General features: G+C 61.9%; 25 protein-coding genes, 1 tRNA gene and 1 riboswitch. Of the genes, 14 read left to right on the forward strand and 12 right to left on the reverse strand.

The window, feature by feature from the left end; genetic code table 11:
- Positions 1–37: 37 nt before the first annotated feature.
- Entirely contained in the window at positions 38–940 is a 903-nt protein-coding gene (locus NKH36_RS10565; protein ID WP_352961706.1) for a histone deacetylase family protein, read from the forward strand.
- A 92-nt stretch (positions 941–1032) separates the two neighbouring features.
- On the opposite strand, the gene NKH36_RS10570 is transcribed toward NKH36_RS10565, so the two are convergent.
- Positions 1033–1296 carry a DUF6460 domain-containing protein gene (locus NKH36_RS10570; RefSeq protein WP_352961709.1) on the reverse strand — a complete coding sequence of 88 codons (264 nt, stop codon included), beginning with the start codon at positions 1294–1296 and terminating at the stop codon, positions 1033–1035.
- A 210-nt stretch (positions 1297–1506) separates the two neighbouring features.
- Here NKH36_RS10570 and NKH36_RS10575 point away from each other — a divergent pair.
- From NKH36_RS10575 to NKH36_RS10600, 6 genes are all read left to right on the forward strand, one after another.
- Positions 1507–1580: transfer RNA gene (locus NKH36_RS10575), tRNA-Gly, on the forward strand.
- 269 nt (positions 1581–1849) lie between these two features.
- The gene (locus NKH36_RS10580) at positions 1850–2575 is read left to right on the forward strand and encodes a Crp/Fnr family transcriptional regulator (protein WP_352961712.1); all 726 of its coding nucleotides are present in this window, start codon (positions 1850–1852) and stop codon (positions 2573–2575) included.
- Between the two features lie 134 nt (positions 2576–2709).
- Positions 2710–2913: a hypothetical protein gene (locus NKH36_RS10585; RefSeq protein ID WP_352961715.1), complete on the forward strand. Its 204-nt coding sequence runs from the start codon at positions 2710–2712 to the stop codon at positions 2911–2913.
- 306 nt (positions 2914–3219) lie between these two features.
- Positions 3220–3888 carry a hypothetical protein gene (locus NKH36_RS10590; protein WP_352961718.1) on the forward strand — a complete coding sequence of 223 codons (669 nt, stop codon included), beginning with the start codon at positions 3220–3222 and terminating at the stop codon, positions 3886–3888.
- Positions 3885–4280, forward strand: coding sequence for a phage holin family protein (locus NKH36_RS10595; protein ID WP_352961720.1), 396 nt, complete (start codon positions 3885–3887; stop codon positions 4278–4280). Before NKH36_RS10590 ends, NKH36_RS10595 begins: the two co-directional genes overlap by 4 nt.
- Positions 4277–5155: a hypothetical protein gene (locus NKH36_RS10600; RefSeq protein WP_352961723.1), complete on the forward strand. Its 879-nt coding sequence runs from the start codon at positions 4277–4279 to the stop codon at positions 5153–5155. Before NKH36_RS10595 ends, NKH36_RS10600 begins: the two co-directional genes overlap by 4 nt.
- 12 nt (positions 5156–5167) lie before the next feature.
- On the opposite strand, the gene NKH36_RS10605 is transcribed toward NKH36_RS10600, so the two are convergent.
- Together NKH36_RS10605 and NKH36_RS10610 are read right to left on the reverse strand one after the other, a co-directional pair.
- Complete coding sequence (locus NKH36_RS10605) at positions 5168–6172, reverse strand: L,D-transpeptidase family protein (RefSeq protein WP_352961726.1); 1005 nt, start codon at positions 6170–6172, stop codon at positions 5168–5170.
- Positions 6173–6340: 168 nt separating this feature from the next.
- On the reverse strand, positions 6341–7330 hold the full coding sequence (locus NKH36_RS10610) for a LysR family transcriptional regulator (protein ID WP_352961728.1): 990 nt from the start codon (positions 7328–7330) through the stop codon (positions 6341–6343).
- Between the two features lie 314 nt (positions 7331–7644).
- On the opposite strand from NKH36_RS10610, the gene chvE reads away from it, so the two are divergent.
- From chvE to araD1, 4 genes are all read left to right on the forward strand, one after another.
- A complete protein-coding gene (gene chvE, locus NKH36_RS10615) occupies positions 7645–8709 on the forward strand; it encodes a multiple monosaccharide ABC transporter substrate-binding protein (RefSeq protein ID WP_352961731.1) in 1065 nt (354 codons plus the stop codon).
- Between the two features lie 100 nt (positions 8710–8809).
- A complete protein-coding gene (mmsA, locus tag NKH36_RS10620) occupies positions 8810–10342 on the forward strand; it encodes a multiple monosaccharide ABC transporter ATP-binding protein (RefSeq protein WP_352961734.1) in 1533 nt (510 codons plus the stop codon).
- On the forward strand, positions 10339–11631 hold the full coding sequence (gene mmsB / locus NKH36_RS10625) for a multiple monosaccharide ABC transporter permease (protein WP_352951334.1): 1293 nt from the start codon (positions 10339–10341) through the stop codon (positions 11629–11631). Before mmsA ends, mmsB begins: the two co-directional genes overlap by 4 nt.
- A gap of 289 nt (positions 11632–11920) precedes the next feature.
- Positions 11921–12913 (forward strand): AraD1 family protein, encoded by a 993-nt coding sequence (araD1, locus tag NKH36_RS10630; protein ID WP_352961737.1) that lies wholly within the window; start codon positions 11921–11923, stop codon positions 12911–12913.
- A gap of 53 nt (positions 12914–12966) precedes the next feature.
- On the opposite strand, the gene NKH36_RS10635 is transcribed toward araD1, so the two are convergent.
- The gene (locus tag NKH36_RS10635; protein ID WP_352961740.1) at positions 12967–13740 is read right to left on the reverse strand and encodes an ABC transporter substrate-binding protein; all 774 of its coding nucleotides are present in this window, start codon (positions 13738–13740) and stop codon (positions 12967–12969) included.
- A gap of 97 nt (positions 13741–13837) precedes the next feature.
- Entirely contained in the window at positions 13838–14932 is a 1095-nt protein-coding gene (locus tag NKH36_RS10640) for a 2'-deoxycytidine 5'-triphosphate deaminase (protein ID WP_095493537.1), read from the reverse strand.
- Between the two features lie 125 nt (positions 14933–15057).
- A riboswitch (SAM riboswitch) is annotated at positions 15058–15135 on the forward strand.
- 73 nt (positions 15136–15208) lie between these two features.
- Between NKH36_RS10640 and NKH36_RS10645 the strand changes: the two genes are divergently transcribed.
- Entirely contained in the window at positions 15209–16399 is a 1191-nt protein-coding gene (locus tag NKH36_RS10645) for an O-succinylhomoserine sulfhydrylase (protein ID WP_352961744.1), read from the forward strand.
- Between the two features lie 46 nt (positions 16400–16445).
- Here NKH36_RS10645 and NKH36_RS10650 read toward each other — a convergent pair whose 3' ends face one another.
- The gene (locus NKH36_RS10650) at positions 16446–17600 is read right to left on the reverse strand and encodes a glycosyltransferase (protein WP_352961747.1); all 1155 of its coding nucleotides are present in this window, start codon (positions 17598–17600) and stop codon (positions 16446–16448) included.
- Between the two features lie 226 nt (positions 17601–17826).
- Here NKH36_RS10650 and apaG point away from each other — a divergent pair, with 226 nt between their 5' ends.
- Positions 17827–18219, forward strand: coding sequence for a Co2+/Mg2+ efflux facilitator ApaG/CorD (apaG, locus tag NKH36_RS10655; RefSeq protein ID WP_352961749.1), 393 nt, complete (start codon positions 17827–17829; stop codon positions 18217–18219).
- A 134-nt stretch (positions 18220–18353) separates the two neighbouring features.
- Here the strand turns inward: apaG and NKH36_RS10660 are convergent, their stop codons facing one another.
- The 3 genes from NKH36_RS10660 to NKH36_RS10670 all read right to left on the reverse strand — a co-directional run bounded on the left by NKH36_RS10660 (position 18354) and on the right by NKH36_RS10670 (position 21610).
- Entirely contained in the window at positions 18354–19388 is a 1035-nt protein-coding gene (locus NKH36_RS10660; RefSeq protein ID WP_352961752.1) for an Hsp33 family molecular chaperone, read from the reverse strand.
- A gap of 93 nt (positions 19389–19481) precedes the next feature.
- The gene (argF, locus tag NKH36_RS10665) at positions 19482–20393 is read right to left on the reverse strand and encodes an ornithine carbamoyltransferase (protein ID WP_352961755.1); all 912 of its coding nucleotides are present in this window, start codon (positions 20391–20393) and stop codon (positions 19482–19484) included.
- 17 nt (positions 20394–20410) lie between these two features.
- Positions 20411–21610 (reverse strand): aspartate aminotransferase family protein, encoded by a 1200-nt coding sequence (locus NKH36_RS10670; protein ID WP_352961757.1) that lies wholly within the window; start codon positions 21608–21610, stop codon positions 20411–20413.
- Positions 21611–21964: 354 nt separating this feature from the next.
- Between NKH36_RS10670 and NKH36_RS10675 the strand changes: the two genes are divergently transcribed.
- Positions 21965–22483, forward strand: a complete 519-nt coding sequence (locus tag NKH36_RS10675; protein WP_352961760.1) for a GcrA family cell cycle regulator — start codon at positions 21965–21967, stop codon at positions 22481–22483.
- Between the two features lie 95 nt (positions 22484–22578).
- On the opposite strand, the gene NKH36_RS10680 is transcribed toward NKH36_RS10675, so the two are convergent.
- The 3 genes from NKH36_RS10680 to NKH36_RS10690 form a co-directional block, all read right to left on the reverse strand.
- Complete coding sequence (locus NKH36_RS10680; RefSeq protein ID WP_352951344.1) at positions 22579–23586, reverse strand: magnesium and cobalt transport protein CorA; 1008 nt, start codon at positions 23584–23586, stop codon at positions 22579–22581.
- Between the two features lie 91 nt (positions 23587–23677).
- The gene (phoU, locus tag NKH36_RS10685; RefSeq protein WP_352951345.1) at positions 23678–24403 is read right to left on the reverse strand and encodes a phosphate signaling complex protein PhoU; all 726 of its coding nucleotides are present in this window, start codon (positions 24401–24403) and stop codon (positions 23678–23680) included.
- 202 nt (positions 24404–24605) lie between these two features.
- Positions 24606–25874, reverse strand: a complete 1269-nt coding sequence (locus tag NKH36_RS10690; protein ID WP_352961771.1) for a sensor histidine kinase — start codon at positions 25872–25874, stop codon at positions 24606–24608.
- Positions 25875–25988: the final 114 nt, after the last annotated feature.

Below are 25988 nucleotides of genomic sequence, written 5' to 3' on the forward strand. Positions count from 1 at the left end.
AAACCCGCCTCTGGCGCACCTGCCGAAAACCACCCTCATGCCCCTGCAGATCGTTCATCATCCCGACTACGACGCCGGCTTCGCCGTGAACCATCGCTTCCCGATGAGCAAATACAAGCTGCTGATGGAAGCCTTGGGCGCGCGCGGACTGACCGGCCCCGCCGCTCTCAACGTGCCCGAACCGGCGCCGGCATCATGGTTGAAGCTTGCCCATGACGCCGGCTATGTCGACCAGGTGCTGGCCTGCGAAGTGCCTGAAAACATCGAGCGCGAGATCGGTTTTCCGGTGAGCCCGCGGGTCTCGCTCAGGGCGCAGCTCGCAACGGGCGGCACCGTGCTGGCAGCGCGGCTGGCGTTGCTGAACGGCATCGCCTGCAATACCGCCGGCGGCAGCCATCATGCGCGGCGCGCGCAAGGCGCCGGCTTCTGCACCTTTAACGATGTTGCCGTGGCTTCACTGGTGCTGCTTACCGAAGCTGCCGCCGGCAACATCCTGATCGTCGATCTCGACGTGCATCAGGGCGACGGCACGGCGGACATTGTTGGCGAGGAGCGGCGCGTGTTCACCTTTTCCATGCATGGCGACCGCAACTATCCAATGCGCAAGATCTCTTCCGACCTCGACATCGCCCTGCCCGATGGCACCGGCGATGCGGCCTATCTCGAAAGGTTGGGCGGCGTCCTGCCGGAACTCACCGCCAAGGCGCGCTGGGACATCGTTTTCTACAATGCCGGGGTCGACGTTCATGCCGAGGACCGGCTTGGCAGGTTGTCGCTGTCGAGCGAGGGGCTGCGCGCCCGCGACGACATGGTGATCCGCCATTTCCGCGCGCGCGGCATCCCGGTCTGCGGCGTTATCGGCGGCGGCTATTCGACTGATGTGGCGGCCCTCGCCGCGCGCCATTCCATCCTGTTCGAAGTGGCGTCAGGCTTCGCCTGACGGCCTTCTAGGATTTCCCTGCCGAACCACAGGTCAGCGGAGCAAAAGCCGGTCCACTTTTGATACACTGACCTTCGGCTCGGGGTCATGCTCTATTTCCGATAGTTGGCGATCCTGAGCAGGATGAACGCAGGAATGACGATCGCCGCGCCCAGCAGGATGTAGCCGAGGAAACGGTCAATAGCGCGGAAGCCCAGGTTCCAGAGATCGACGAAGAAATTGCGGATGCCGTATAGCACATCCACCGGCGACCAGCCGAAAGCGCTCATGACAAGGCCGACCAGGAACGATACCACCAGCAGCTTCAGGAACACCCGGAGCGGCGAATCCCCGAGAAAGCGCGTCAGTGCGGACAAGGCGTATCTCCAGATTCGGTTACCCCGATTCGGTACAGGTCAGAAATACGCACTTGCCGCGCTGGCATCAAGGCAGTCGCCGAATCCAGTTGTCGCGGATGGCGGGTTGGCCGGATTGTCTGCTCGCCAACTTATGTTGCAACGCCGGAGGCACGAGTGCACGCTTAACGGTTGCCCGAACGCCGGCTTGCGTGGTAACGAGGCTGCCGCGCGGGTATGATGTAATGGTAGCTTGTCAGCTTCCCAAGCTGAACGCGCGGGTTCGATTCCCGCTACCCGCTCCAGCTTACCCTGAAAGGGATTGAGGTTGACGACGAGCTGCGAGCGTAGCCGTCGAACTTGGCCTCGTAAATCCAGTCGTCACCTTGGGGCGGCTTGGCTACCAAGGTAGGCATCATCGGCGGAATGAAGTCGAGCCGGCGTCGGCAGGCACAGGTTGCCCACCCGATTGGGTCTAGGTCGGCGGCGCATAGCCAGATAGAACATAACGTAATTCTAATGAGAGGCGGCAACAAAAGATGCTGATCCGCGTTGCTGGTCAAAAGGCGCCGCGATGATCGGCAAAGACCTCCTGGTTCGCATGCTCGACCGCCGCGACACGCTGCCGCCAGGCGAAATCGCGCTTATCGAGGCTCTTCCGGTCCGACCGGTAACTTTCGGACCCGATGAGGAGATCGTCAGGGAGGGTTCCCGCCCCGCCGAAAGCTGTCTTGTCGCCAATGGTTTCGCAGTTCGAAACCAGGCTATTCGGGAAGGAAAGCGTCAAATAACGGCAATTCACGTGCCGGGAGACTTTGTCGACCTGCATAGTTTACTGCTAAAAGTGATGGATCACAGCGTCAGCGCCCTGGGTTCGTGCGATGTAGCTTTCATTCGACACAAAGACCTGCTCACAGCAATGGATGGCAGTCCACACCTCACCCGGATGCTCTGGCTTTCGACGACTATCGATGCCTCGATCCAAAGAACTTGGATAACCTGCCTCGGGCGTCGCTCCGCCAAACAGCATCTCGCACATATAATTTGTGAGTTGTATGTCCGGTTAGAAATAGTTGGGTTGGCCTCTGACCAGACGTTCGCGATTCCACTGACCCAGGCGGAATTGGGCGACGTGCTTGGTCTATCAGTGGTTCACGTGAACCGGACGCTGCAGGAACTTCGAGCGAAGGACCTGGTTAGCTGGAAAGACAGGAGGATTGTTATCCTGGATTTCCAGCGATTGGCCTTACTGGCCGACTTTGATGCGACCTACCTAAATCTCTTCCATGAACCGCGGTGACCGCCTCGGCCAGGACGCGACAGCGCTGATGCGATCAAGATTTCTCGTCAACTAAACAATGTGAATGAGCCCTCGCTCCGGATCGATTACAGCTGGATTCAATTGACACGGTTGACGTCAAAGAAGGATTGAACATGCGTGAACTCGAAAATCTCATTGAACATTATGTAAATATTCGCAGGCGGCGCCATAGTTTCATCTCGACGGGGCTCGCCGTTAAGGCGCTCAAACAGATTGTTCCGGCATGTTCGGTCTCTGATTCCGACCTAGCGAACATGATTGCTAATCGTGCAATAGACTATAGCCTTCCGGTCAGCTTTGACCTTAATGAGAGCTAGGCGTGGTGCCTCATTAACTAACCTTAAACCCTGAGGCGAATGCGCAGAGGCGCGGACCAATGTCCGCACGGCCTAAGTCCGCGTCTTTGGCACACGGCGCGTGCGAATTTGCAAGAGAGTTCACCGGGTTCGCCGGTTGCTTCACTATCGCTAATTTAGCTGGAAGTGATGGAACCTGTTTGCCCCCCGCAAGTTCGTTAGGCAATGGAGGAGATTGCCACCATGAACAGTGTCATTTATCTCATCGGCCTTGTCGTCGTCGTGCTTGCGATCCTCTCCTTCCTCGGATTCCATTAGGAGAATACAATGCAGCGCAAAGACGATCAGGGCCGTAAGCCGGCCGATTTCGAAACAGCCAAAAGCGAACTGTCCGAGCGGTTCGAGCAGGAAACGCAGACCGCGACAGAGGCGCTACAGGACGCTCGCGACGAACTCACCAGGAAGGCGGGCGACTACGCAGCTGAAGCCAAGCAGGCGTTGTTCGACAAGGCCGAGGGAACACAGCGCGATATCAGCTCCAACCTAAAAGCCTTTAGCGGAGCCTTGCGAGCAGCAAGCGAGCATCTGGCCAATAATGATCAACGGACCGCTTCGAAGTTCACCCTCGATGCCGCCGGCTCACTTGAGCGCCTTTCATCTTCGTTGAAGGACAAACCATTCGAAGATGTTCTTGGCGAGATGCGGTCGTTCGGCCGCGAAAATTCAGGGGCGCTGATCGCCGGTTCAGTATTGGCAGGCTTGGCGCTGGGGCGGTTTATCAAGAGCTCGCCACCATCTGCTCGGGCCGAGACACAGAGTCGATCGGGAACTAATCGGGCTTCCGAAATGGCTTCGAAATCGGATGAGTCCGTGTGGCGATCGGCAGAGGCCTCCGAGCCGACGCCGGCCCGTTCCAACCAGCGCGACGATGACTTGGCCAGCGATGATCTGGCCGGCGATGACTGGGCCGGCGCAAGCCTGGAGCAGAACCCATGACCAACAATCAGGAAAGTCGCGGCCTCGCAACCCTCGTCAGCGATCTGGCACAGCAGGTCACAACCCTGCTTCAAACCGAAAGTAGGCTGTTGCGGGCCGAAATGTCGGAAAAACTTAGCAAGGCGGGCGCAGGCGCCGCCGAGATTCTGGCCGGCGCCATATGCCTTCTCGCGGCCTTGATGGTGCTTTTGCAAGCACTCGTAATCGCCCTGGCGAGTGCCGGTCTGGGGGCGGGATGGTCCTCGCTGCTGGTCGGGATCGTCGTCGCGATACTGGGAATCATTCTCTTGCGCTCTGGCACGAAAAGCATGGCTCCTTCCGAGCTGACGCCCGATCGCACACAAGACCAACTCAAGCGCGACGCGCGCGTGATCAAGGATCAAATAAGATGAGCGACAAATCCGCAGCCGAGCTCGAACGCGATGCCGACATCGCCCGGGCGAAAGTAGCAGACACGGCCGATTCGATCCGCAGCAAGATGACACCGGGTCAATTGATCGACGAATTTACCGGAATGTTCGCCGGCGGCGAGGGGTCCGCCATGCTTGGCAACCTCAAATCGCAAGTCAGGGACAACCCGTTGCCACTGACGTTGATTGGAGCCGGCCTAGCCTGGCTGATGCTCGGCAACGGCGGGTCGGCAACCAACTCAGCTGCCGCCGCTTATCGGACAGGCACGGCTTCTGACGCTTTCTCCGACCTGCGCGGCGATGATTTCAGCCAGGGCAACGAAGGGTCGGGAATTGGGGCGATGCTCTCAGATACCGCCGGTTCGGTTACATCAGCAGCAAGCGGCGCGGCCGAAGCTGCAGCAAACGCTGCAACGGGCGCCAAGGAGAGCATGACAAAAACCGCCGGACAGCTCGGCTCAAGCGCCAGCGAGATAGCGGCTCGGACGCGCCAATCGGCACAAGAGATCTTCGAGCGCGAACCGCTGGCTATCGCCGCAGTCGGACTTGCGCTGGGCACTGCCATCGGGGTGATGCTGCCCCACACAGCCACAGAGGACGAGCACCTTGGCGCCTACCGCGACAAAATTCGCGACAGTGCGGAGGAGGTTTTCGAAACGGGTCTGGAGCAAGCAAAGCAAGTTGCCGCCGAGGCCTACGAAACGGTCAAGGAAGAGGCCGACCGGCAAGGCTCGGGTGGAGATGGCGAGACGCTGGCAGGCAAGGTCGGCAAAGTTGTGGAATCGACCGCAAAGCGAACCGAGGAAGCCATTCGCGATCGTTTGCCGGGCTCGTCGGACGGGTCTTCTACCACCTGATAGCGTAGCCACCTACCGAGCAAGCTCGTCGGAGGGATCGGCGATTCCGTTCTTGAATTCGACTTTCGTGCCCGGCTGCACCATGGAACCAATATCTTCGGCATCCCAATTGGTCAGTCGGATGCAGCCGTGCGAGAAGGTCGTGCCGATCTTGCCCGGTTCGGGCGTGCCGTGGATGCCGTAGCTTTCGATGGAGAGATCGATCCAGACCGATCCCACCGGATTGTTCGGCCCGGCAGCGATGGTGAAGGGCCGCTTGGTCTTGACTCCCTTGAAAGCGAAGTCCGGATCATAGTGATAGGTCGGGTTGCGCACCACGCGCCTGACCTCCGCCATGCCGCTTGGCGCCGGGTTTTCATCGCTCCCAATCGAGGCGGGGTAGACTGCGAGCCATTTGCCGGAAGGATCGAGCACGCGAACCAGGCGAGCGCCCTTGTCGACCTCGATGCGGGCAACGCCAGCGGGAGGATCGCCCCGGCCAATATCAGGCACCACCAAGGTCCTGCCGGCCTTCCTGAAGCCGATGCCCGGATTGAGCATCCTGAGCAACTGTTCGCTGATATGGAAGCGCTCCGCCAGCTTCTCTGCCGCGCTGCGATAGCCGAGCCGCCGCAGCCGGGCCATCCTCTCCATGCGAGCCGGAATACGCCTGGTGAAGGGTCCGCGCACATCCTTGCGCGTCAGCTCATAGGTGACCAGCACCGGGTTGGCCGAGGTTGTCATTAACTTGTCCCAGGTCTCCCGAGTGAGCTTGCCGTCGGGATGGAGGCCGTTCGCCGTCTGAAAGGCGCTAACCGCCTTGGTGAAGTTCTGTGAAAGGCGGCCGTCGATCAGACCCGGCGAGAAGCGGGCGCGATCCAAAAGAATCTGCGCCTTCAGCACGGTCGGATCGACACCCTTCGGTTCGCCGGCGGCGAACTGGGCCTGATTGACGGTGGCTAGGTCCAGTTTGGCCGAGCGCGCCCCGCCGCATGCCAAGGCAAGCATCGCGGCCAACACGAGGAGGAGCCTGATCATCGAGAGCCTCGCTGGGACTGCAACAAGAGCCCGCCTCTATGACGCGGCACGGCCCCGTGTGGTTCCTTCGCTCGAGCGATATTCTGAATTGAAGCGACATGACCGAAGAGCCGTGTAGCTGCGATAGCTGTCCAACGGATTGGCAATGGATTGCTTGATCTAACGCCGTCAGCCTACCTCTCTCAAAATGAAGTCGTGCAGCATCTTGGCCGCCGGCGACAGCACGCGATTTTTTACGGTGATCAGGCTGTAAGGCCTGACCTCGATATCGAACTCGGTCTGGACGACGTCGATGGCGCCGGCCAGACCGTCGGGGTTCTGGATGAATTTCGCCACCTGGACCGACACCGGCGCGATAGCGTCCGACTGCGCGACCATGACCAGGGTGAGCAGCAGCGAGCTGGTGTTGAGGATGCGGTCCGGCAGCGCGATGTTGCGGTTCAGGAAATTGCTTTCCATCGCCTGGCGCAACGGCGAGCCGCCCGACTGGAAAACCCAGTCGTAGGCGGCGGTCTCCTCCAGCCGCACCGCCTTGCCCTTGGCAAGCGGGTGGCCGCGGCGCACGATCAGGCAGGCTTTTTCGACGCCGATGACCCGGGCTTCGAACAGCCGTGGATTAAGGTCGTCGGGGATGCGCGCGATGATGAAATCGTGACGTGTGGCGATCAGCTCGCGCGCCAGCACATTGGAAGTCTCGACCTGCATGGTGATCTCGATACGCGGATAGATGCGCCGGATTTCACGGATCGCCGGCACGGCGAGCTCGATCGCAGGGGCGGTCACCGCGCCGAGGAATACCGAGCCGCCCTTGCCCGCCTTGAGCTCGGATATCTCGCGGTCGACTTCACGCATCTCGAGCAGGATCGAACGCGCGCGCCTCGCCAACGCCTTGCCATAGGGCGTCAGCGTGATGCCGCGCGGCAGCCTTTCGCACAACTTGACATCGAGCACCGCCTCCATCTCAGCGATCATGCGCGAGGCGGCGGGCTGGGAAATGTTCATGACCTGGGCTGCCGCGCTGACCCGGCCATGGTCATCGAGGGCTGCGATCATACGCATGTGGCGCAGGCTGAGGCCGCTGCGCAGCAGGGTCTCTCCGTCGCCGGGGGGTTCTTCGTAACTGGCTGAAAGTCCATTAGGATTCCGCAGCGCTGCCATGATCTTTGTTTGCTCCCCACTTGTCGCCGGCCGGCAACAGGCCAGGTCTTCGTCGGCTTTCAATATATCAGTTTCGGTATAGCAACCACCAAAGATCGCATTTGACAGTTATGGCAAAGAGCCACACCCTTCGCACGTCCTGAGGCTTGACCGTCGCCAGCGAGAAAAATCGCATCGACTGGAACCGGAGTCTCAGGGCCGATTGGGAGGATACCGGAGATCGATATGACGGCAGCGGCGCGTTTTGGCGCTCCTGCACGATCGCGCGGCCCACGAAACCCAGGGTGCGCGTCCATCAACCAGGGAGAGTTAATGTGAAGATCATCAAGACACTGGCCGCCGTCGCGGCCCTTAGCATCGCGGCCATGACGGTCCCGGCGAAGGCAGGCGAAGGCCTCATCGGCGTGCTGATGCCCACCAAGACCTCGCAGCGCTGGATCAACGACGGCGACGCCGTCAAGTCCCAGCTCGAGGCGCTGGGCTACACTGTCGACCTGCAATATGCGCAGGACGATATCCCCAATCAGCTCAGCCAGCTGGAAAACGAAATCACCAAGGGCCCGAAGGCGCTGATCATCGCCTCGATCGACGGCACCACGTTGTCGGACGCGCTGCAGAAGGCGGCTGACGCCGGCGTCGTCGTCGTCGCTTATGACCGGCTGATCAAGAAGACCCCGAATGTCGACTACTATACCACGTTCGACAATTTCGGCGTCGGCGTCATCCAGGCCAAATCGCTGCTCAAGGGCCTCGGCTATCCGGAAAACAAGGGTCCGTTCAACATCGAGCTGTTCGGCGGTTCGCCGGACGACAACAACGCCTTCTTCTTCTACGACGGCGCGATGTCCGTTCTCCAGCCGCTGATCGACGACAAGACCCTCGTCGTGAAGTCCGGCCAGATGGGCATGGACAAGGTCGGCACGCTCCGCTGGCTGGCAGCGACGGCGCAGGCCCGCATGGACAATCTGCTCTCCGCCAATTATTCGGATGGCAGCCGCGTCGATGGCGTACTTTCGCCGTATGACGGTCTGTCGCGCGGCATCATCGCCTCGTTGCGCGCCGTCGGTTACGGCACGGCCGATCAGCCCTGGCCGATCGTCACCGGCCAGGACGCCGAAACCGCTTCGGTCAAGGCGATCATCGCCGGCGAGCAGTACTCGACCGTGTTCAAGGACACCCGCGAACTCGCCAAGGCGACGGTTGAGCTTATCGACAAAGTGCTCTCGGGCGGCAAGCCGGAAGGCCTCGATACCAAGACCTACAACAACGACGTCAAGGTCGTCCCCTCGATCCTGCTGACGCCGCATGAGGTCGACAAGTCAAACTACCAGGCGCTGGTGGTCGATTCCGGCTACATCAAGGCCGAAGAACTGAAGTAACCGCAGTTGTAAAACCCGGGGTCCTGCGTAACGCAGGACCCCTTTTCGTTAGCGAGCGACCCCGGTATTGTTACCGGACCTCGGAGGAGTGGTATTCCTGATGGCCTCGACGATTTTGGAGATGCGTGACATCACCAAGACGTTTCCCGGCGTCAAGGCGCTGTCGAATGTCAACCTCAGCGTCGAGGAAGGCGAGATTCACGCCGTTGTCGGCGAGAACGGCGCCGGCAAGTCGACGCTGATGAAGGTGCTGTCGGGCGTGTATCCATCCGGCACTTATGACGGCGAGATCGTTTATCGCGGCGATGAGTGCCATTTCAAGGGCATCCACGACAGCGAGCGCCGCGGCATCGTCATCATCCACCAGGAACTCGCGCTGGTTCCGATGCTGTCGATCGCCGAAAACATCTTTCTCGGCAACGAGCACGCCAGATACGGTGTCATCGACTGGGACGCCAACGAGGCGCGCACCAGCGCTCTGCTCAAAAAGGTCGGCCTTAAGGAAGACCCGAAGACGCTGATTACCAATATCGGCGTCGGCAAGCAGCAACTGGTCGAGATCGCCAAGGCGCTCAGCAAGGAAGTGCAGCTGCTGATCCTCGACGAACCGACGGCGAGCCTGTCCGAAAAGGACAGCCAGGCGCTGCTCGACCTGCTGCTCGAATTCAAGCGGCAGGGCATCACCTCGATCCTGATCTCGCACAAGCTCAACGAGATCAACCGGGTCGCCGACAAGGTCACGATCATCCGCGACGGGCGGACCATCGAGACGCTGCCTAAGAAAGACATTTCGGAAGACCGCATCATCACCTCGATGGTCGGCCGTTCGCTGGACGACCGTTATCCGTCGCGCGAGCCCGAGATCGGTGAGATCGTGCTCCAGGTGAGGAATTGGTCGGTCTATCACCCGATCCACGCCGAGCGGCAAGTGATCAAGGGCATCGACATCGACGTCCGCAAGGGCGAGGTGGTGGGGATCGCCGGGCTGATGGGCGCCGGACGCACCGAATTCGCGATGAGCCTGTTCGGCCGCTCCTATGGCCGCCGCATCACGGGCGAGGTGCTGCTCAAGGGCAAACCCATCGATGTCTCCTCTGTCAGCAAGGCAGTGGAACACGGCATTGCTTACGTCACCGAAGACCGCAAGACCTACGGTCTCAACCTGATCGATCACATCAAGCACAACATCACGCTGGCCAATCTTCCCGGCGTGTCGCGCCACAGCGTGATCGACGACATGCGCGAGCTCGCCGTCGCCAACGACTACAAGGCCAAGACCAACATCCGCTCCTCCAGCGTCTATCAGATGACCGGCAATCTATCGGGCGGCAATCAACAGAAGGTGGTGCTGTCGAAGTGGCTGTTCGCCAATCCGGAGGTGCTGATCCTCGACGAGCCGACCCGCGGCATCGACGTTGGCGCCAAGTATGAAATCTATACGATCGTCGCGCGTCTCGCCTCGGAGGGTAAGGCGATCATCGTCATCTCGTCAGAGATGCCCGAACTGCTCGGCATCACCGACCGCATCTATGTCATGAACGAAGGACGTATCGTCGGCGAAATGGCGGCGAGCGATGCCAGCCAGGAAAAGATTATGCGCGCCATCGTTCGCGGAGAAGGAAAAGCATCATGAGCACCGAAAGCGCTCCCGTCCCGAAAAGCGGCGTCGCCGAAGATGTGCAGCAGGGGCCGCGCGTTGCCGTCTCGGCGCTGGTCACCAACCTGCGCGAATACGGCCTGATCCTGGCGCTGATCGCCATCATGGTGTTCTTCCAGTACACGACATCCGGAACGCTGTTCAAGCCGGTGAACTTGAGTAACCTGGTGCAGCAGAACAGCTTCATCATCGTGATGGCGCTGGGCATGCTGCTGGTGATCGTCTCCGGCCATATCGATCTCAGCGTCGGGTCCGTCGCCGGTTTCATCGGTGCGCTGGCGGCGATGATGATGGTCATCTGGCCTCTCGGCCCTTTCAGCAATCCGCTGGTGGTGTCGATCATCTGCCTGATCGTCGGCGGCGCAATCGGCGCGGCACAAGGCTACTGGATCGCCTATCATCGAATACCGAGCTTCATCGTCACGCTGGCGGGGATGTTGATCTTCCGCGGCATCTGCCAGGCGCTGCTGGGTGGCGGGTCTTCCGTGGGGCCGCTTCCAGCCGGCTTCAAGGCGCTCAGCTCCGGCTTCATTCCCGACGTGATCGGCTCGTTGACGCTGATCCCGCCGGTCGTGAACGCCGCCGGCAAGACCATCGTCGGCAGCGGCCTGACGCTGCACATGACGACGATCGTGATCGGGCTCGTCGCCGTGCTCGCCTATGCCTATTTCGGGCTCAGGGCACGGCGCAGCCGCGAGCGGCATGGCTACGAAGCCGAACCCTTCACGCTGTTCGTCGTCAAGACCCTGGTGACCAGCGCTCTGGCGCTGTTTCTGGTCTACCAATTCGCCACCTACAGAGGGCTGCCAATCGTTCTCGTAGTGATGGGCGTGCTGATCGCGCTGTTCGTCTTCGTCACCAAACGCATGACGGTCGGCCGCCGTATCTACGCAATGGGCGGCAATGCCAAGGCGGCGCAGCTATCGGGTATCAAGACCGAGCGGCTGACCCTGATGGTGTTCATCAATATGGGCGTGCTCTCGGCGCTCGGCGGGCTGATCATAGCGGCGCGCCTTGGCCAAGCGGTTCCGGCGGCCGGCCTCGGCAGCGAGCTCGACGTCATCGCCGCCGTGTTCATCGGCGGCGCTTCGGCGATGGGCGGCGTCGGTCAGGTTATTGGCGCGGTGGTCGGCGGTTTCATCATGGGCGTCATGAATAACGGCATGTCGATCATGGGCGTCAACGTCGATTGGCAACAGGTGGTCAAAGGCCTGGTGCTGCTCGGCGCCGTGGTCTTCGACGTCTACAACAAGAACAAGGCTTGAGGGCGAGGGAACTCATGCATGTCGCCAAACGTGTGCAGCGTGTTGGGACAACGGCATGCATAAAAACTAGGGATTAAAGCAGGCCGCCTTTCAAACGCGGCGCGCTTTGAGGAGGCACGGGTCACATCGCGGCGCTGCCGGGCGGCGCAAAGAAGTCCCCAAGGGGACCGGGCCCGCGAGCGCAATCCGGACGAAGAGTTCACCAGTGGCGCGGATACCATCCGAGCCGCGCTGGTCAAGGTTTGCCAACCCGGCAGCCAGGCCAAAGGCAATTGAGAGAGGGTACATCATGCTGATCTCCCAGATCCTCGACGACGCAGAGACCATCCGCGTCGTTGCCCGCAACGGCGGCAAGACCCGGATCATCAACGGCGCCCGCAGCGTCTATTCGCTGGCGATGGAGGCCGCGCGCACCGGCACCGGACTTGTCGCCCTCATCGAGCGCAAGGGCTTCGGTGAAGCGGTCGACCTCGATGCCGCATACAAGAAGGGGCGGCTATCGTCGCCGATCAACCATCCCGACCCGGCGCATCTCCATCTCACCGGCACCGGGCTGACGCATCTCGGCTCCGCCGCGACCCGCGATGCCATGCACAAGAAACTCGATGCCGATCGCGAAGAGCAGCTCACCGATTCCATGAAGATGTTCCGCATGGGGCTGGAGGGCGGCAAGCCGGCCAAGGGCCAGACGGGCGTGCAGCCGGAATGGTTCTACAAGGGCAACGGCACCATGGCGGTGGCGCCCGGTGCGGCGCTTCTGTCGCCCGCCTTCGCCCAGGATGCCGGCGAGGAGCCGGAAGTCGCCGGCATCTATGTCATCGGCGACGACGGCGCCCCGTTCCGCGTCGGCTTCACGCTGTCAAACGAGTTTTCCGACCATGTCACCGAGCGCGTGAACTATCTCTTCCTCGCGCATTCCAAGCTGCGCAACGCTTCGTTCGGGCCGGAGATCCTGATCGGCGAACTCCCGTCCGACGTCCGGGGCTCCTCGCGCATCATCCGCGACGGCAAGCTGCTATGGGAAAAGCCATTCCTGTCGGGCGAGGCGAACATGTCGCACACCATTGCCAATCTCGAACATCACCACTTCAAATACTCGGCCTTCCGCCAGCCGGGCGACGTTCATGTGCACATGTTCGGCACGGCAACACTGTCCTTCGCCGACGGCATCAGGACCGAAGCCGGCGACGTCTTCGAGATCGAGGCCAAGGATTTCGGCCTGCCGCTGCGCAACCCGCTTGAGATCGAGCAACCGGTGACGGTGGCGGTGAAGGCGCTTTGAACGGGTTACAACAGCTCGATCTCCCCACAACGGGGAGATCGGCAGCTTAGACCTCAATAAATATCGAAGTCGAAATATTTGGCCTGGATCTTCTTGTAGGTGCCGTCGGCGACAATCGCATCGATCGCGGCGTTGAGCTTTTCGCGCAGCGCATTGTCTTCCTTGCGCACGGCGATACCGGCTTCGGTTTCAGTGCTCTTGACGTCGCCGACCATCTTGCAGCAGCCGTCGCTCGACTTCTTCATCCAGTCCATCAGCACGAATTTGTCTGAAAGGACGGCGTCTAGACGGCCGTTCATCAGGTCGGCGACCGCCTCCTCCTGGGTCGGATAGAGCTTCGCCTCGGCGCCGGCCTTGCTATAGACGTCCTGGGCATAGTCGGCCTGGGTGGTCGAAGCCTGGGCGCCGACTGTCTTGCCGGCGAGTGCGGCGGGTTCGGTCGAGGCAATATCGCTGTCCTTCAAGGCCACCAGCGAAAGCGGCGTCGTATAGTATTTGTTGGTGAAAGAGACCTGCTTCTTGCGCTCCTCGGTAATGCTCATGGATGCGATGACGGCGTCGAACTTTCTGGCCTGAAGCGCCGGGATCATGCCGTCCCAGTCCTGCGTGACAAGTTCGCATTCGACCTTCATCTGAGCGCAAAGCGCATTGGCGATGTCGATGTCGAAGCCGACGAGCTTGCCATCCGCGGTGATGGTGTTGAACGGCGGATAGGCGCCTTCCGTGGCGATCTTCAACTTTTCCTGTGCTTGCGCCGACAAGGACCCGGCTGATATCACCAGCATGGCGGCTGTTGCTGCCGATGCGATCCATCTTGAAATCTGCACTTTTTTGTTCCCTTGGTTCAGAGCCACGCTGACGGCTGGGCACAGCCAAGCACGACGCGCAGGGTTCAGGCAAGCGCGGTCTGATCGTGATAGGCGATCAGCGCGCGGCGCGGAAATGCTTGGACAGTTTCAGGCCCTGTGCCTGATAGTTCGAGCCGAGATCTGTGCCGTAGAGCGCCTGCGGCCGCTTCAGCATGTGCTCGTAGACCAGCCGTCCGACGATCTGGCCGTGGTCGAGGATGAACGGCACTTCGTGGCTGCGCACTTCGAGCACCGCCCGGCTGCCGGTGCCGCCAGCCGCCGAATGGCCGAAGCCCGGATCAAAAAAACCGGCATAGTGGACACGGAACTCGCCGACCAGCGGATCGAATGGCGTCATTTCGGCGGCATAGAGCGGCGGCACATGCACCGCCTCCTGGCTGACGAGGATGTAGAATTCGTCGGGATCAAGCACCAATTCGCCGGCACCGCTCTTGTAGAGCGGCTCCCAAAAATCAACGACGTCCTGTGCGGCGCGCTTGTCGACATCGACCAGGCCGGTGTGGTGCTTGCCGCGGTAGCCGACCAGCCCGTCCTTGTCGCCATCGAGGTCGATCGACAGCGCGATGCCGCCGCCCGAAATATTCGGTGGCTCGGTGGCGACGAGCGTCTCGGCACGGTGCAATTCGTGCAGCTCGCTTTCCGACAAAAGCGCATTGCCGGTGCGGAACCTGATCTGCGACAGCCGCGAGCCGGCGCGGACGACGATTGGAAAGGTGCGCGGGCTGACTTCCAGATAGAGCGGGCCGTTGTAGCCGGCAGCGATCTTGTCGAACTCGTGGCCGCGATCGGTCATCACGCGGGTGAAGATGTCGAGCCGCCCGGTCGAGCTCTTTGGATTAGCCGAGGCGGAAATGTTTGCCGGAAGCGCCAGGCTCTCGAACAGCGGCACGATGTAGACGCAGCCCGTTTCCAGCACCGCACCATCGGCGAGATTGATTTCGTGCAGCTTCAGGCGGTCGAGTTTTTCGGCGACCCTGTGGTTCGGGCCGGGCAGGAACGAGGCGCGCACGCGCCAGGCCTTGTCGCCAAGCCTGAGGTCGAGGCTGGCCGGCTGGACCTGGTCGGCATCAAGCGCGCGCGGCGACTTCAGCGCGCCCGACTGGAACAGCGCGGAAATATCCTGATCGGGAAGAATGCCTGTCTGCCGCAAAGTCTGGCTCCGCTCGAAGGCCGGGCGTGGTCTCGTTTTGTCGCAGGTTCCTGCCGCGGAACCCGCTGGTACAAACCTCTTAATCATGCCGGCAATTGACGCAAGCGCGGTGCGGGTCTAAAGGGTCGTTATCCCGTGGTGATTTGGCCGGTCGGCTTGCAGCCACGTTAAACAAGTCGCTAAAGGACCGTCGGGCCGAAAGGCCGTATGGACCGGTTGCGACTTTCGCGGCCGGTTTTTTTGTGTTTGGACCTTTTTGGTGTTTGGAACAAGGTAATGACGAGCAACAAGCGCAACTGGAAGCCTCAGACCGCACTCGTGCATGCGGGAACGCTGCGTTCCGGCTTCGGCGAGACCTCCGAGGCGATGTATCTCACGCAAGGCTATGTCTATGACACGGCGCAGGCGGCGGAAGCCCGCTTCAAGGGCGAGGAACCGGGCTTCATCTATTCGCGCTATGCCAATCCGACGGTCGACATGTTCGAGAAGCGCATGTGTGCGCTGGAAGGCGCCGAAGATGCCCGCGCCACCGCATCCGGCATGGCGGCGGTGACGGCGGCGTTGCTGTGCAGTGCCCGGGCGGGCGACCATATCGTGGCGGCGCGCGCGCTGTTCGGCTCCTGCCGCTGGGTGGTCGAAACGCTGGCGCCGAAATACGGCATCGAGGCGACGCTGGTCGACGGCACCGAAATCGCCAATTGGGAAAAGGCGGTCAAGCCCAACACAAAGCTGTTCTTCCTTGAAAGCCCGACCAATCCGACGCTGGAAGTCGTCGACATCGCAGCCGTTGCCTCGCTTGCCAATTCGATCGGCGCGCGGCTGATCGTCGACAACGTCTTTGCCACGCCCTTGCAGCAGAAGCCGTTGCAGCTCGGCGCCCATATCGTCGTCTATTCGGCGACCAAGCACATCGACGGCCAGGGGCGCTGCCTCGGCGGCGTCATCCTGTCGGACAAGAAGTGGATCGACGAGAACCTGCACGATTATTTCCGCCACACCGGTCCCAGCCTGTCGCCGTTCAATGCCTGGACGCTGCTGAAGGGCCTGGAAACGCTGCCGCTGCGCGTGCGCCAGCAAACGGAAAGTGCCGGCCGGATCGCGGACTTCCTCGCCGAGCAGCCGGAGATCGCCCGCGTCATCTATCCCGGCCGAGCCGATCACCCGCAGGCGGCGGTCGTCAAGAAGCAGATGTCGGGCGGCTCGACGCTGATTTGCCTTGACGTCAAGGGCGGCAAACAGACGGCCTTCGCCTTCCAGAACGCGCTCGATATCGTGCTGATCTCCAACAATCTCGGCGATGCCAAGAGCCTGATCACCCATCCGGCGACGACGACACACAAAAATCTGAGCGATGAGGCGCGCGCCGAACTCGGCATCGGGCCGGGCACGCTCAGGCTGTCTGTCGGCCTGGAGGACACCGACGACCTGCTCGAAGACATCGAGCAGGCCTTGAAAGCCGCCAGATAGGGATACGCGCTGAACGGCTTCGCTCGAATCGTCAAAGCAGGCGCTGTCAGGCGCCCGACGGGGTCTCTTCCAATTCCGCAACGGCGCTGGTGTGGATGGTCATGGTGTTGCCGCGCCAGTCGATGGCACCGCTGAGCCAGCCGCGCACCCAGATGGCGGGAAGCATCACGTCCCGCGCAACCATCGCCGGGATAATGCGCAGCGACAGGTGCCAGCCCTTGGCCGAGGCGAGAGCGCATTCCGGAAGATAGGCGACTACCAGCACGGCAACGGCGGTTGCCGACAGGCTGAAGCCGGCGCCTGCCGCAGCAACCAGCGCAAGCGCCAGCGGCACCGCCGCGCCAACCAGTATTTCGGGCGCAAAGAACAGGGGGAAGGTGACGCGGCGCAGGCATGCCCAGCGGGCTTGGCGCGACCAGATTTCGCCAAATGTGCGCAAACCGAGCGGCTGCTCGAAAGGCGAGGCGACGAGATTGACGCGCAGTCCGAGCCCGTTGACTAGCTTGGTCGCAGCGGCATCCTCGGCAATCTCGGCAGCAAGCGCACGGATGCCGCCATTGGCGTCGAGCAATGGCTTGTTCCACAGCATGCTCTTGCCCTGGGCAAAACCGAGGCCGAGCGCCTCGCCGGTATATTGCCAGCGCGCCTGCAGCGTGTTGAGGAAAGCGCATTCGACCTCCGCCCAGAACCCGTCCGGCCGCGAGCCGATTGGCGTCGAGCAGACAAGGCCAGTGTCCTGCCGCCATGCCGCCATCAGATGCTGGACATAGTCCCTCGGCATCAGGACGTTGGAATCGGCAAGGATGACCCAGTGGTGGCGCGCGGCCTCCCAGCCCTTCACGCAATTGTTGAGTTTCGGATTGCCGCTGATGCGATCGTCGCCGACGAGCAGCCGGGCCGGCACGGCCGGAAAGCGGGCGATCGCATCGGTAATCGGCCCGACCACCGGGTCGTCGGCATGGGCGACGCAGAAGATGAGCTCGTAGCACGGCCAGTCGAGAGAGAAGGCGCGCTCGAGCGTTTCCTCGGCAAACGGCTCAACGCCGCGCGACGGCACGATGATCGACACCGGCGGCGCCTTGCCGGCTGGCGGCGCCATCCTGCCAGGCCGCTTCAGCTTCAACGAAGCGAGCAGGATGCTGGTGAGATTGACAAGAAGCAGAGCTGTGGAAAGCAAGGCGCTTGTGACTGTCAATTCCATCCATATCGGGTCACTCCAGAAAAAACCGGCCGCATGGAAGCCGTTTTCAACAGTTCGACAGAATGCTGAGTCGCCCGGCCCTGCACACCATCATTGTCATGTGTCACTTAAATGACATTGTTCTTCGCCACCTGCGCGCAAAGGAGTCGGGCAATGACGGGAAGCACCCCGTTGACCAAACTGCGGAGAGCGTCGAATGTTCCGTCTGCATATTGTGGAGTAATTTATGTACAGCGCCGTCACGCGCAACATCGAAGTACAGGTCAGGCCGTTCTATCTGGAAGATCGCTCCGACCCGTCGGAGAACCGCTATGTCTGGGGCTACCAAGTGACCATCGACAACCAGTCAGATGAATTGGTGCAGCTTCTGTCACGCTATTGGCACATCACCGACGGCACCGGCCGGGTCGAGGAGGTGCGCGGCGCCGGCGTTGTCGGCGACCAGCCCGAACTCAACCCCGGCGACAGTTATCAATATACGTCTGGGTGCCCGCTCTCGACGCCGTCCGGCATCATGGTCGGCCACTACACGATGCGCAACAAGCGGGGCGAGACGTTCGACGTCGCCATCCCCGCCTTCTCGCTCGACCTGCCGGGCACGCGGCGCACCGTCAACTGACGCTCACCTGGGTTCCTCTCCCCACTCCGTGGGACGAGGAACCCAAGTTCTGCGAAGGCACCGTACTCCGCGTTTGGCGATTCCTTCTTCCATTGGAAGAATGCCAGCGGGCAGATAGGCAGCACTGACGCTCGTTATTGAGCCGCGGCAAACTCCGCCGGGTCGAAGTCATACTGCTTCGAGCAGAATTCGCAGGCGACGTGAATGCCGCCATCCTCGGTACTGTCCCTGATCTCGTCGGCGGAGAAGCCTTCGAGAATGCCGCGGATCTTCTCCCTGGAGCATGAGCACTGGTCGGCTACCGGTACGCCGCCGAAGACGCGGACGCCGTGCTCGTGGAACAGTCGGTAAAGCAACCGCTCGGCGCCGATTGTCGGGTCGATCAGTTCCGTCGGCTCGATGGTGCCAAACAACGCCAGCAGTTCCTGCCAGGAATTGTCGGCCGGATCATGGATCTCCTCCCGCGGATCGCCGTCGCCGCCCGGAAGGTCGGGCACGCGCATGCGGTCCGGCGATTGCGGCAGGAACTGCGCCAAGATGCCACCGGCGCGCCATTGCTCGCGGGCACCGCCGACGCCGGGCGTCAAAAGCTTGGCCACCGAAAGTTTGAGATCGGTCGGGATCTGTTCCGACTGGCGGAAATAGGTGCGCGCGGCCTCCTCCAGCGTCTCGCCGTCGAGCTGGACGATGCCCTGATAGCGCTGCGTGTGGGCGCCCTGGTCGATGGTCAGCGCCAGGACGCCGCTGCCGAGCAGCGTCTGCTGCGACGTCTCGCCGGCAGATGCCAGTGCCTCCAGCCGGTCGGCGTCGAAGCGCGCGTAGGCGCGCAGCGCCTGCGGCGTGGAAAAATCCGCCACCAGCATGTCGACCGGTCCGTCCGTGCGGGTCTGCAGGATGAACTTGCCTTCGAACTTGAGCGAGGTGCCGAGCAGCACCGTCAGCACGCAGGCTTCCGCCAGCAGGCGCGCGACCGGCTCGGGGTAGTCATGACGGCTGAGGATCGCGTCGAGCATCGGCCCGAGTTGGACGGTGCGGCCGCGCACGTCGAGCGGGCCGACCTCGAAGGGCACGACATGATCGTCGCCGGCGTAGCCGAATTCGCCGAGTTTGGGTTGTTGTTCAGCCAATTGATGAGTTTCCAACATGACAAAGCTCCAGGGCGCGGCCATGCCGCCCTCCGGGGCGCATGCGTCGAAACGCGCTCGATTTGCGTGATGCGCCTGAGATAGGCACCACGCAGTGCCGGATCAAGGCGGCCCGGATCAAGCGCCCAAACACCAGGCCAAAACCGCCTTCTGGGCGTGGAGCCGGTTCTCGGCCTCGTCGAACACTACCGAATGCGGCCCGTCGATGACTTCGTCGGTGACCTCCTCGCCGCGATGCGCCGGCAGGCAGTGCATGAACAATGCGTCAGGCTTTGCCTTCGCCATCAGCGCCGCATTGACCTGGTAGGGTGAGAAGACATTGTGACCGCGAGCACGGTGCTCCTGGCCCATCGACACCCAGCAGTCGGTGACGACGCAGTCGGCCCCGTGGACCGCCTCCTCGGGCGAGCGGGTGAAGTGCAACTTGCCGCCATGCGCCGTCGACCAATCGACATGCTTCTGTGCCGGCTCGCTGCCTTCCGGCACGGCGACGTTGAGATTGAAGCGGAACCGCGCCGAGGCCTCCAGCAGCGAATGCAGCACGTTGTTGCCGTCGCCGGTCCAGGCGATGGTCTTGCCGGCGACCGGACCGCGATGCTCCTCGAAGGTCATGATGTCGGCCATCAGCTGGCAGGGGTGGGTGTCGTCGGTCAGCCCGTTGATGACGGGAACGGTGGCGTTCTCGGTTAGCTCCAGCAGCCGGTCATGCGATGTGGTTCGGATCATGATCGCATCGACATAGCGCGACAGCACCTTGGCCGTGTCGGCAATGGTTTCGGAGCGGCCGAGCTGCATCTCCGTGCCGGTCAGCATGATGGTTTCGCCGCCGAGCTGGCGCATGCCGACGTCGAAGGACACGCGCGTGCGCGTCGACGGCTTGTCGAAGATCATCGCCAGCACTTTGCCTTCGAGCGGTTTTGTCCGCTCGCCAGCCTTGAGCCTTGCCTTTCGCACCACGGCATCGTCCAGCATGAAGCGCAGATCGCCCTCGGAAACGGCGGAAAGATCGGTGAAATGGCGAAGGCTCATTTGGGGTCTTTCGACTGTTACTTCGCGGCAGCCGCGGCGATGGCATCGGCCAGGCCCCGAGCGCCGGCACGGATGCGATCGAGCGCCTCATGGATCTCGGCGTCGGTGACGGTGAGCGGCGGCAGCAGGCGAAGGACGTTGTCGCCGGCCGGAACCGCCAGCAGATGCTGGTCGCGCAACGCCAAATTCACCTTGGTGTTGGGTGCGGCGCATTTCAGGCCGAGCATCAGGCCGGTGCCCCTGATGTCTTCGATGATATCAGGAAATTCGTCGGCGACACCCGCCAGCCCCTGCTTCAGCAGCAACGCCTTGCGCTGGACATCCTCCAGGAAGCCGTCTTCCAGCACTACGTCGAGCACGGCGTTGCCGACCGCCATCGCCAGCGGATTGCCGCCGAAAGTGGTGCCGTGCACGCCGGCGGTCATGCCGACGGCCGCCTCGTCGGTGGCGAGGCAGGCGCCTACCGGGAAGCCGCCGCCGATGCCCTTGGCGACCGCCATGATGTCCGGCGTGACACCAGCCCACTCATGCGCGAACAGCTTTCCGGTGCGGCCGATGCCGCACTGGACCTCGTCGAAGATCAGGAGCAGGCCATGCTGCTCGCAGAGCTGCCTCAGCCGCTTCAGCGACTGCGTCGGCACCGGGCGGATACCGCCCTCGCCCTGCACCGGCTCGATCAGGATCGCGGCGGTCTCTGATGTGATCGCCTTTTCGGCGGCGTCGATGTCGTCGAAGCCGACCTGGTCGAAACCTTCGACCTTGGGGCCGAAGCCTTCCAGGTACTTATACTGGCCGCCGGCGGCGATGGTCGCCAGCGTGCGGCCATGAAAGGCGCCTTCGAAGGTGATGATGCGAAAGCGCTCGGGATGGTCCTTGACGAAATGGTAGCGCCGCGCCGTCTTGATCGCGCATTCCAGCGCCTCGGCGCCGGAATTGGTGAAGAACACCTTGTCGGCGAAGGTAGCATCGGCCAACCGCTCGCCCAGACGGCTCTGCCCCGGTATCTCGTAGAGGTTGGAGACATGCCAGAGCTTGGCCGCCTGCTCGGTGAGTGCCGAGACCAGAAGCGGATGGCTGTGGCCCAGCGAATTCACGGCAACGCCGCCGCCAAAATCGAGATATCGCTCGCCCTTGTCGGTGACCAGCCAAGTGCCTTCCCCATGGTCGAAGGCCAGGGGTGCGCGGGTAAAGGTCTCGAAAAGCGCCGAACCGCTCATTATATGCGTCTCCGGAACCGGAAAATCAAAAAGCCGCCAAAGCGGCGGCCTTTGCGGCTTATCGTGTTTTTCGGCCATGAAGTCAACGAAAACGTCGCGCAAGGACGCGCGGCAAGCTCTCCAGCGAGACGCCGGCTCATCAGCGACCGGGCAAGTTGGGGAAAACCGAAAAAACCGATTCGTGTTGGCCCTCGGACTCTTGTCACCGAGTCAGCGCATAAGGTAATTGTAGTCGAGAAATAACTAGATTTCGTGCGGCGGACCTAATCACCCGATATATGTGGTGTCTGCCCGGCGGAAGCCGGATCGTGGAAGGATTCCGATCGCCGCACATTTCAGCAGGAGCGCGGTCTCATGAATTGGACTGACGAGCGGGTCGAACTTCTTAGAAAATTGTGGTCGGAGGGACTGAGCGCCAGCCAGATCGCCGCACAGCTCGGGGGCGTCAGCCGCAATGCGGTCATCGGCAAGGTGCACCGGCTGAAACTGTCGGGCCGCGGACGCTCGACCGCCACGCCGGCACGCCAGAAGAAGAGCGTGCAGGGTTTAAGCGTCCAGAAATCGGTGTCGCGGGCGGCAAGCACTGCGCGGCATATCACCACGTCGATCGGCGCGACCGCGCTGCAGGCGCAATTCGACGCCGTACCGGTGGCGCGTCATTACGTCCGTCCGGTCGAGAACGTCGTCGTGCCGATCTCGCGGCATCTGCAACTCGTCGAGTTGACCGAACGGACATGCAAATGGCCGAATGGTGACCCGCTTTCGGAAGAGTTCCATTTCTGCGGCAACGACGCGGCCGAAACCGGACCCTATTGCAAGTACCACGCCCGCATTGCGTTCCAGCCCGCTTCGGAGCGGCGGCGCAGTAGGTAGGGAGGGGAGTAGGGCAGTACGGCAGTATGTGGTGAACTGCAAAAGACTGCGCTTGTGGGGCGCCATCTTTACCTACTGCCCTACTCCCCTACTCCTCACAGCCAGCCGCTCTTGCGGAAACGCCAGTAGAGGACCGAGCAGACCAAAATAATCGCTCCCAGAACGACCGGGTAGCCATATTCCATCCTAAGTTCCGGCATGTCGTTGAAGTTCATGCCGTAGATGCCTGCGAGCGCCGTCGGCACCGCCAGGATTGCAGCCCATGAGGCGAGCTTCTTGGTGATCGCCGTTTCCTGGCTCTGGCCAACCAGGAGGCTCGCCTCGAACGCAAATGCGAGCACCTCCCGCAAGCTGTCGATCTTCTCCTGGACGGTGCGGATGTGGTCGGTGACGTCGCGGAACAGCGGGTGCATAGCCGCATGGATTTGTGGCAGGTCCGCGCTGGTCAGCCGGCGGCAGACCTCCACCAGCGGCAGCGCGGCATTGCGTAGGCGCAAGAGATCGCGGCGCAGCATGTAGAGCCGCTCTATGTCGGAGCCGGTCATCGGCTTCAGCAGAACCCTGTCCTCGATCGCCTCGACCTCGTCCTCGATCTGCTCGAGCACCGGCATGTAGTTGTCGACGATGAAATCGAGAATGGCGTAGAGGACGAAATCCTCACCCTTAGCCAGCGAATGCGGGCAGCTTTCCCAATGCTGGCGAACGGCGGCATAAGAAGTCGACGGACCGTGCCTGACGCTGACGATGTAGCCGGCGCCGACGAACAGATGCGTCTCGCCGAAGGTGACGCGCCTGTCGATCAGTTGAGCCGTGCGGGCAACGATGAACAACGCATCGCCATATTGCTCGATCTTCGGCCGCTGATGCGGATGCTCGGCGTCCTCGATCGCCAGATCGTGCAGGTGGAATTGCGCCTGGACGCGAAGCAACAGGTTGCGGTCCGGCTCCAGCAGGCCGATCCAGACGACATGACCTGGCTTCTTGGCCCATTCGCCAGCTTCCTCGATCGGAATGTCGGCGACACGCCGGCCGCCGGTATAGACGCTGGAGGCGATGATGCCCGATGTCGGCGGGGCCGGCGTCAGGTTCCGAACGGTTTCCATCGCTACCTCCTGGAGGCATGGCCTCGGGTCAGGATCAGGAACGTTCGGTAAAGCTTAGCCTAAATCAGCAATGGGTTCGAGAGGCAGCCGCTCACTTCGCCGGTCGCGTAGCGGGAAGCACAATCTTGTCTGTCTTGTCGCCCTTCGGCCGCTCGGCCGGCATCTGGTCGCCGGTAACGATGTAGTAGATCGTCTCGGCGATATTGGTGGCGTGGTCGCCGATCCGCTCGATATTCTTGGCGCAAAACAGCAGGTGCGTGCAAGGCGTGATGTTGCGCGGATCTTCCATCATGTAAGTCAGCAACTCGCGAAACAGCGAGGTGTACACGGCGTCGATCTGATCGTCGCGATCACGCACGAAGCCGATCTTTTCCACCGAGCGCGACGCGTAGACGTCGAGCACTTCCTTGAGCTGCGTCAACGCCAGATCGGCCAAGGCCTCGATGCCGCGGAACAGGCTGGTCGGCTGGCGCCCCTCTGTGACGGCAACCACGCGCTTGGCGACATTCTTGCCGAGGTCGCCGACCCGTTCGAGGTCCGCCGAGATGCGGATCGCGCCGACGATCTCGCGCAAATCCGTCGCCATCGGCTGGCGCTTGGCGATGATGATGATCGCCTTGTCGTCGATCTCGCGCTGCCCTTCGTCCAAAACGGCATCGTCACGGATGACCTTCTGGGCAAGGCCGGGGTCGGCGTTGACCAGGGCCGCGATCGCCTGTTCAACCATGCGTTCGGCATGCCCGCCCATGGCGGCGATGCGCTTCGACAGATATTTCAGCTCCTCGTCATAAGCGCTGACGATGTGCACGGACTGCATGGAGATGCCTTCCCGGGGTCTCTGGTCCGAGTCGTTTCCTCGAATCCCCGCTGATACGCTAGCCGGATGACAGAAAAAAGAAACCGGTAGAGCGACGTGCGTCCACTTAGACACAGAGTACGCTCTAAGTCCCTTATCCACGCATCGGGCTATCCTAAAATCTTCCGGTTCTCGGGCCCACGCGTTCTTAGATAGTGAGGCGTCAGTGCGCCGGCAAATGCACCGTGAAAGCTGCGCCCTTGCCGACCTCCGACTTGATTGAGAGTCTGGCGTTGTGGCGCGTCAGTATATGCTTGACGATGGACAGGCCAAGGCCGGTGCCTTTCTGGGTCCGGCTGTTTTCGACATCGACGCGGTAGAAGCGTTCGGTGATGCGCGGGATGTGCTCCTCGGGAATGCCGGGACCGAAGTCCCGGATGGTTACGTCGATGCCCGGTTCGGGACCGTCATCGCTATGACCAATCGTCACCACGACACGTCCACCCGACTGTCCGTATTTGCAGGCGTTTTCCAGCAGATTTTCGAAAACCTGGAAAAGTTCGTCGCGATCCCCAGGCACATTAAGCGGCCCTTTTGCGAAATCCCGCTCGATGGCAACGCCGTTTTCCTTGGCAAGCGGCCCCAGCGAATCGATGACGCTGTCGAGGGTCTGGCGGAGATCGACCTCGGTTCCCGGCTTGAGATAAGGTTTCATCTCCAGTCGCGACAGCGACAGCAGGTCGTCGATCAGCCGCGCCATGCGACCGGTCTGGTTCTGCATGATCTGCAGGAACTGCTCGCGCGCCGCCGCGTCGTTGCGGGCCGGGCCGCGCAGCGTCTCGATGAAACCGGAGATCGAGGCGAGCGGGGTGCGCAGTTCGTGGCTGGCATTGGCGATGAAGTCGGCGCGCATCCGGTCGATCCGGCGCGCCTCGCTCTGGTCCTTGAAGACCAGCACATAGAGGTCGGTGCCGTGACCCACCGAAGACGCACTCACCCGATAGGCCCGTTCGACCGGCAGCTTTTCGGTATAGTCAACGACATCCGAAGCGGCGGCGCCCGACAAAATACTGTCCAGCAAGGCCTGCATCTCGGGCGCCCGGAATTTCAGCGACAGCGACATGCCCGGTGCGATGCCGCCGAAGGCGGCGAAGGCGGCGGCGTTGGCATGGACGATCGTAGCGGTGCGATCGAAGATGATCAGCGGATCGGCAACGGCGGCTGCCAGATATTCTCCCGACAGCTGTTGCAGCCCGCCAGCCTCGATCGCCGCGGCATCCTCCGCTGACTGGCGCGCAACGCCCGCCGGCAGCATCGCGGCGGCGAGCAGCACGGCACATGCCAGCAGCACCACATAGCAGGACGTGTTTGCGAAACCATAGACCGTCAGGACCGCGACGATGCCGGCCGCCAGCAGCCAGCGGCTGTTCCACAACCGGATGGCGACGGCTTGCGCCGTGGTTCGCTGTTCTGCGCCGCCCATGTCAGCCATTATCAGCCATTCGCGCGCACCATGCCTGCGCTCCCACCCGGCCGGCCGAGTGGAAACTTCCCGCTGGACCGGCGCTAGAGCGTCCTTTGTGCGTCCAATTGGACGCACAAAGGA

The organism is Mesorhizobium sp. M1312, from assembly GCF_040318115.1.
Lineage (GTDB): Bacteria > Pseudomonadota > Alphaproteobacteria > Rhizobiales > Rhizobiaceae > Mesorhizobium.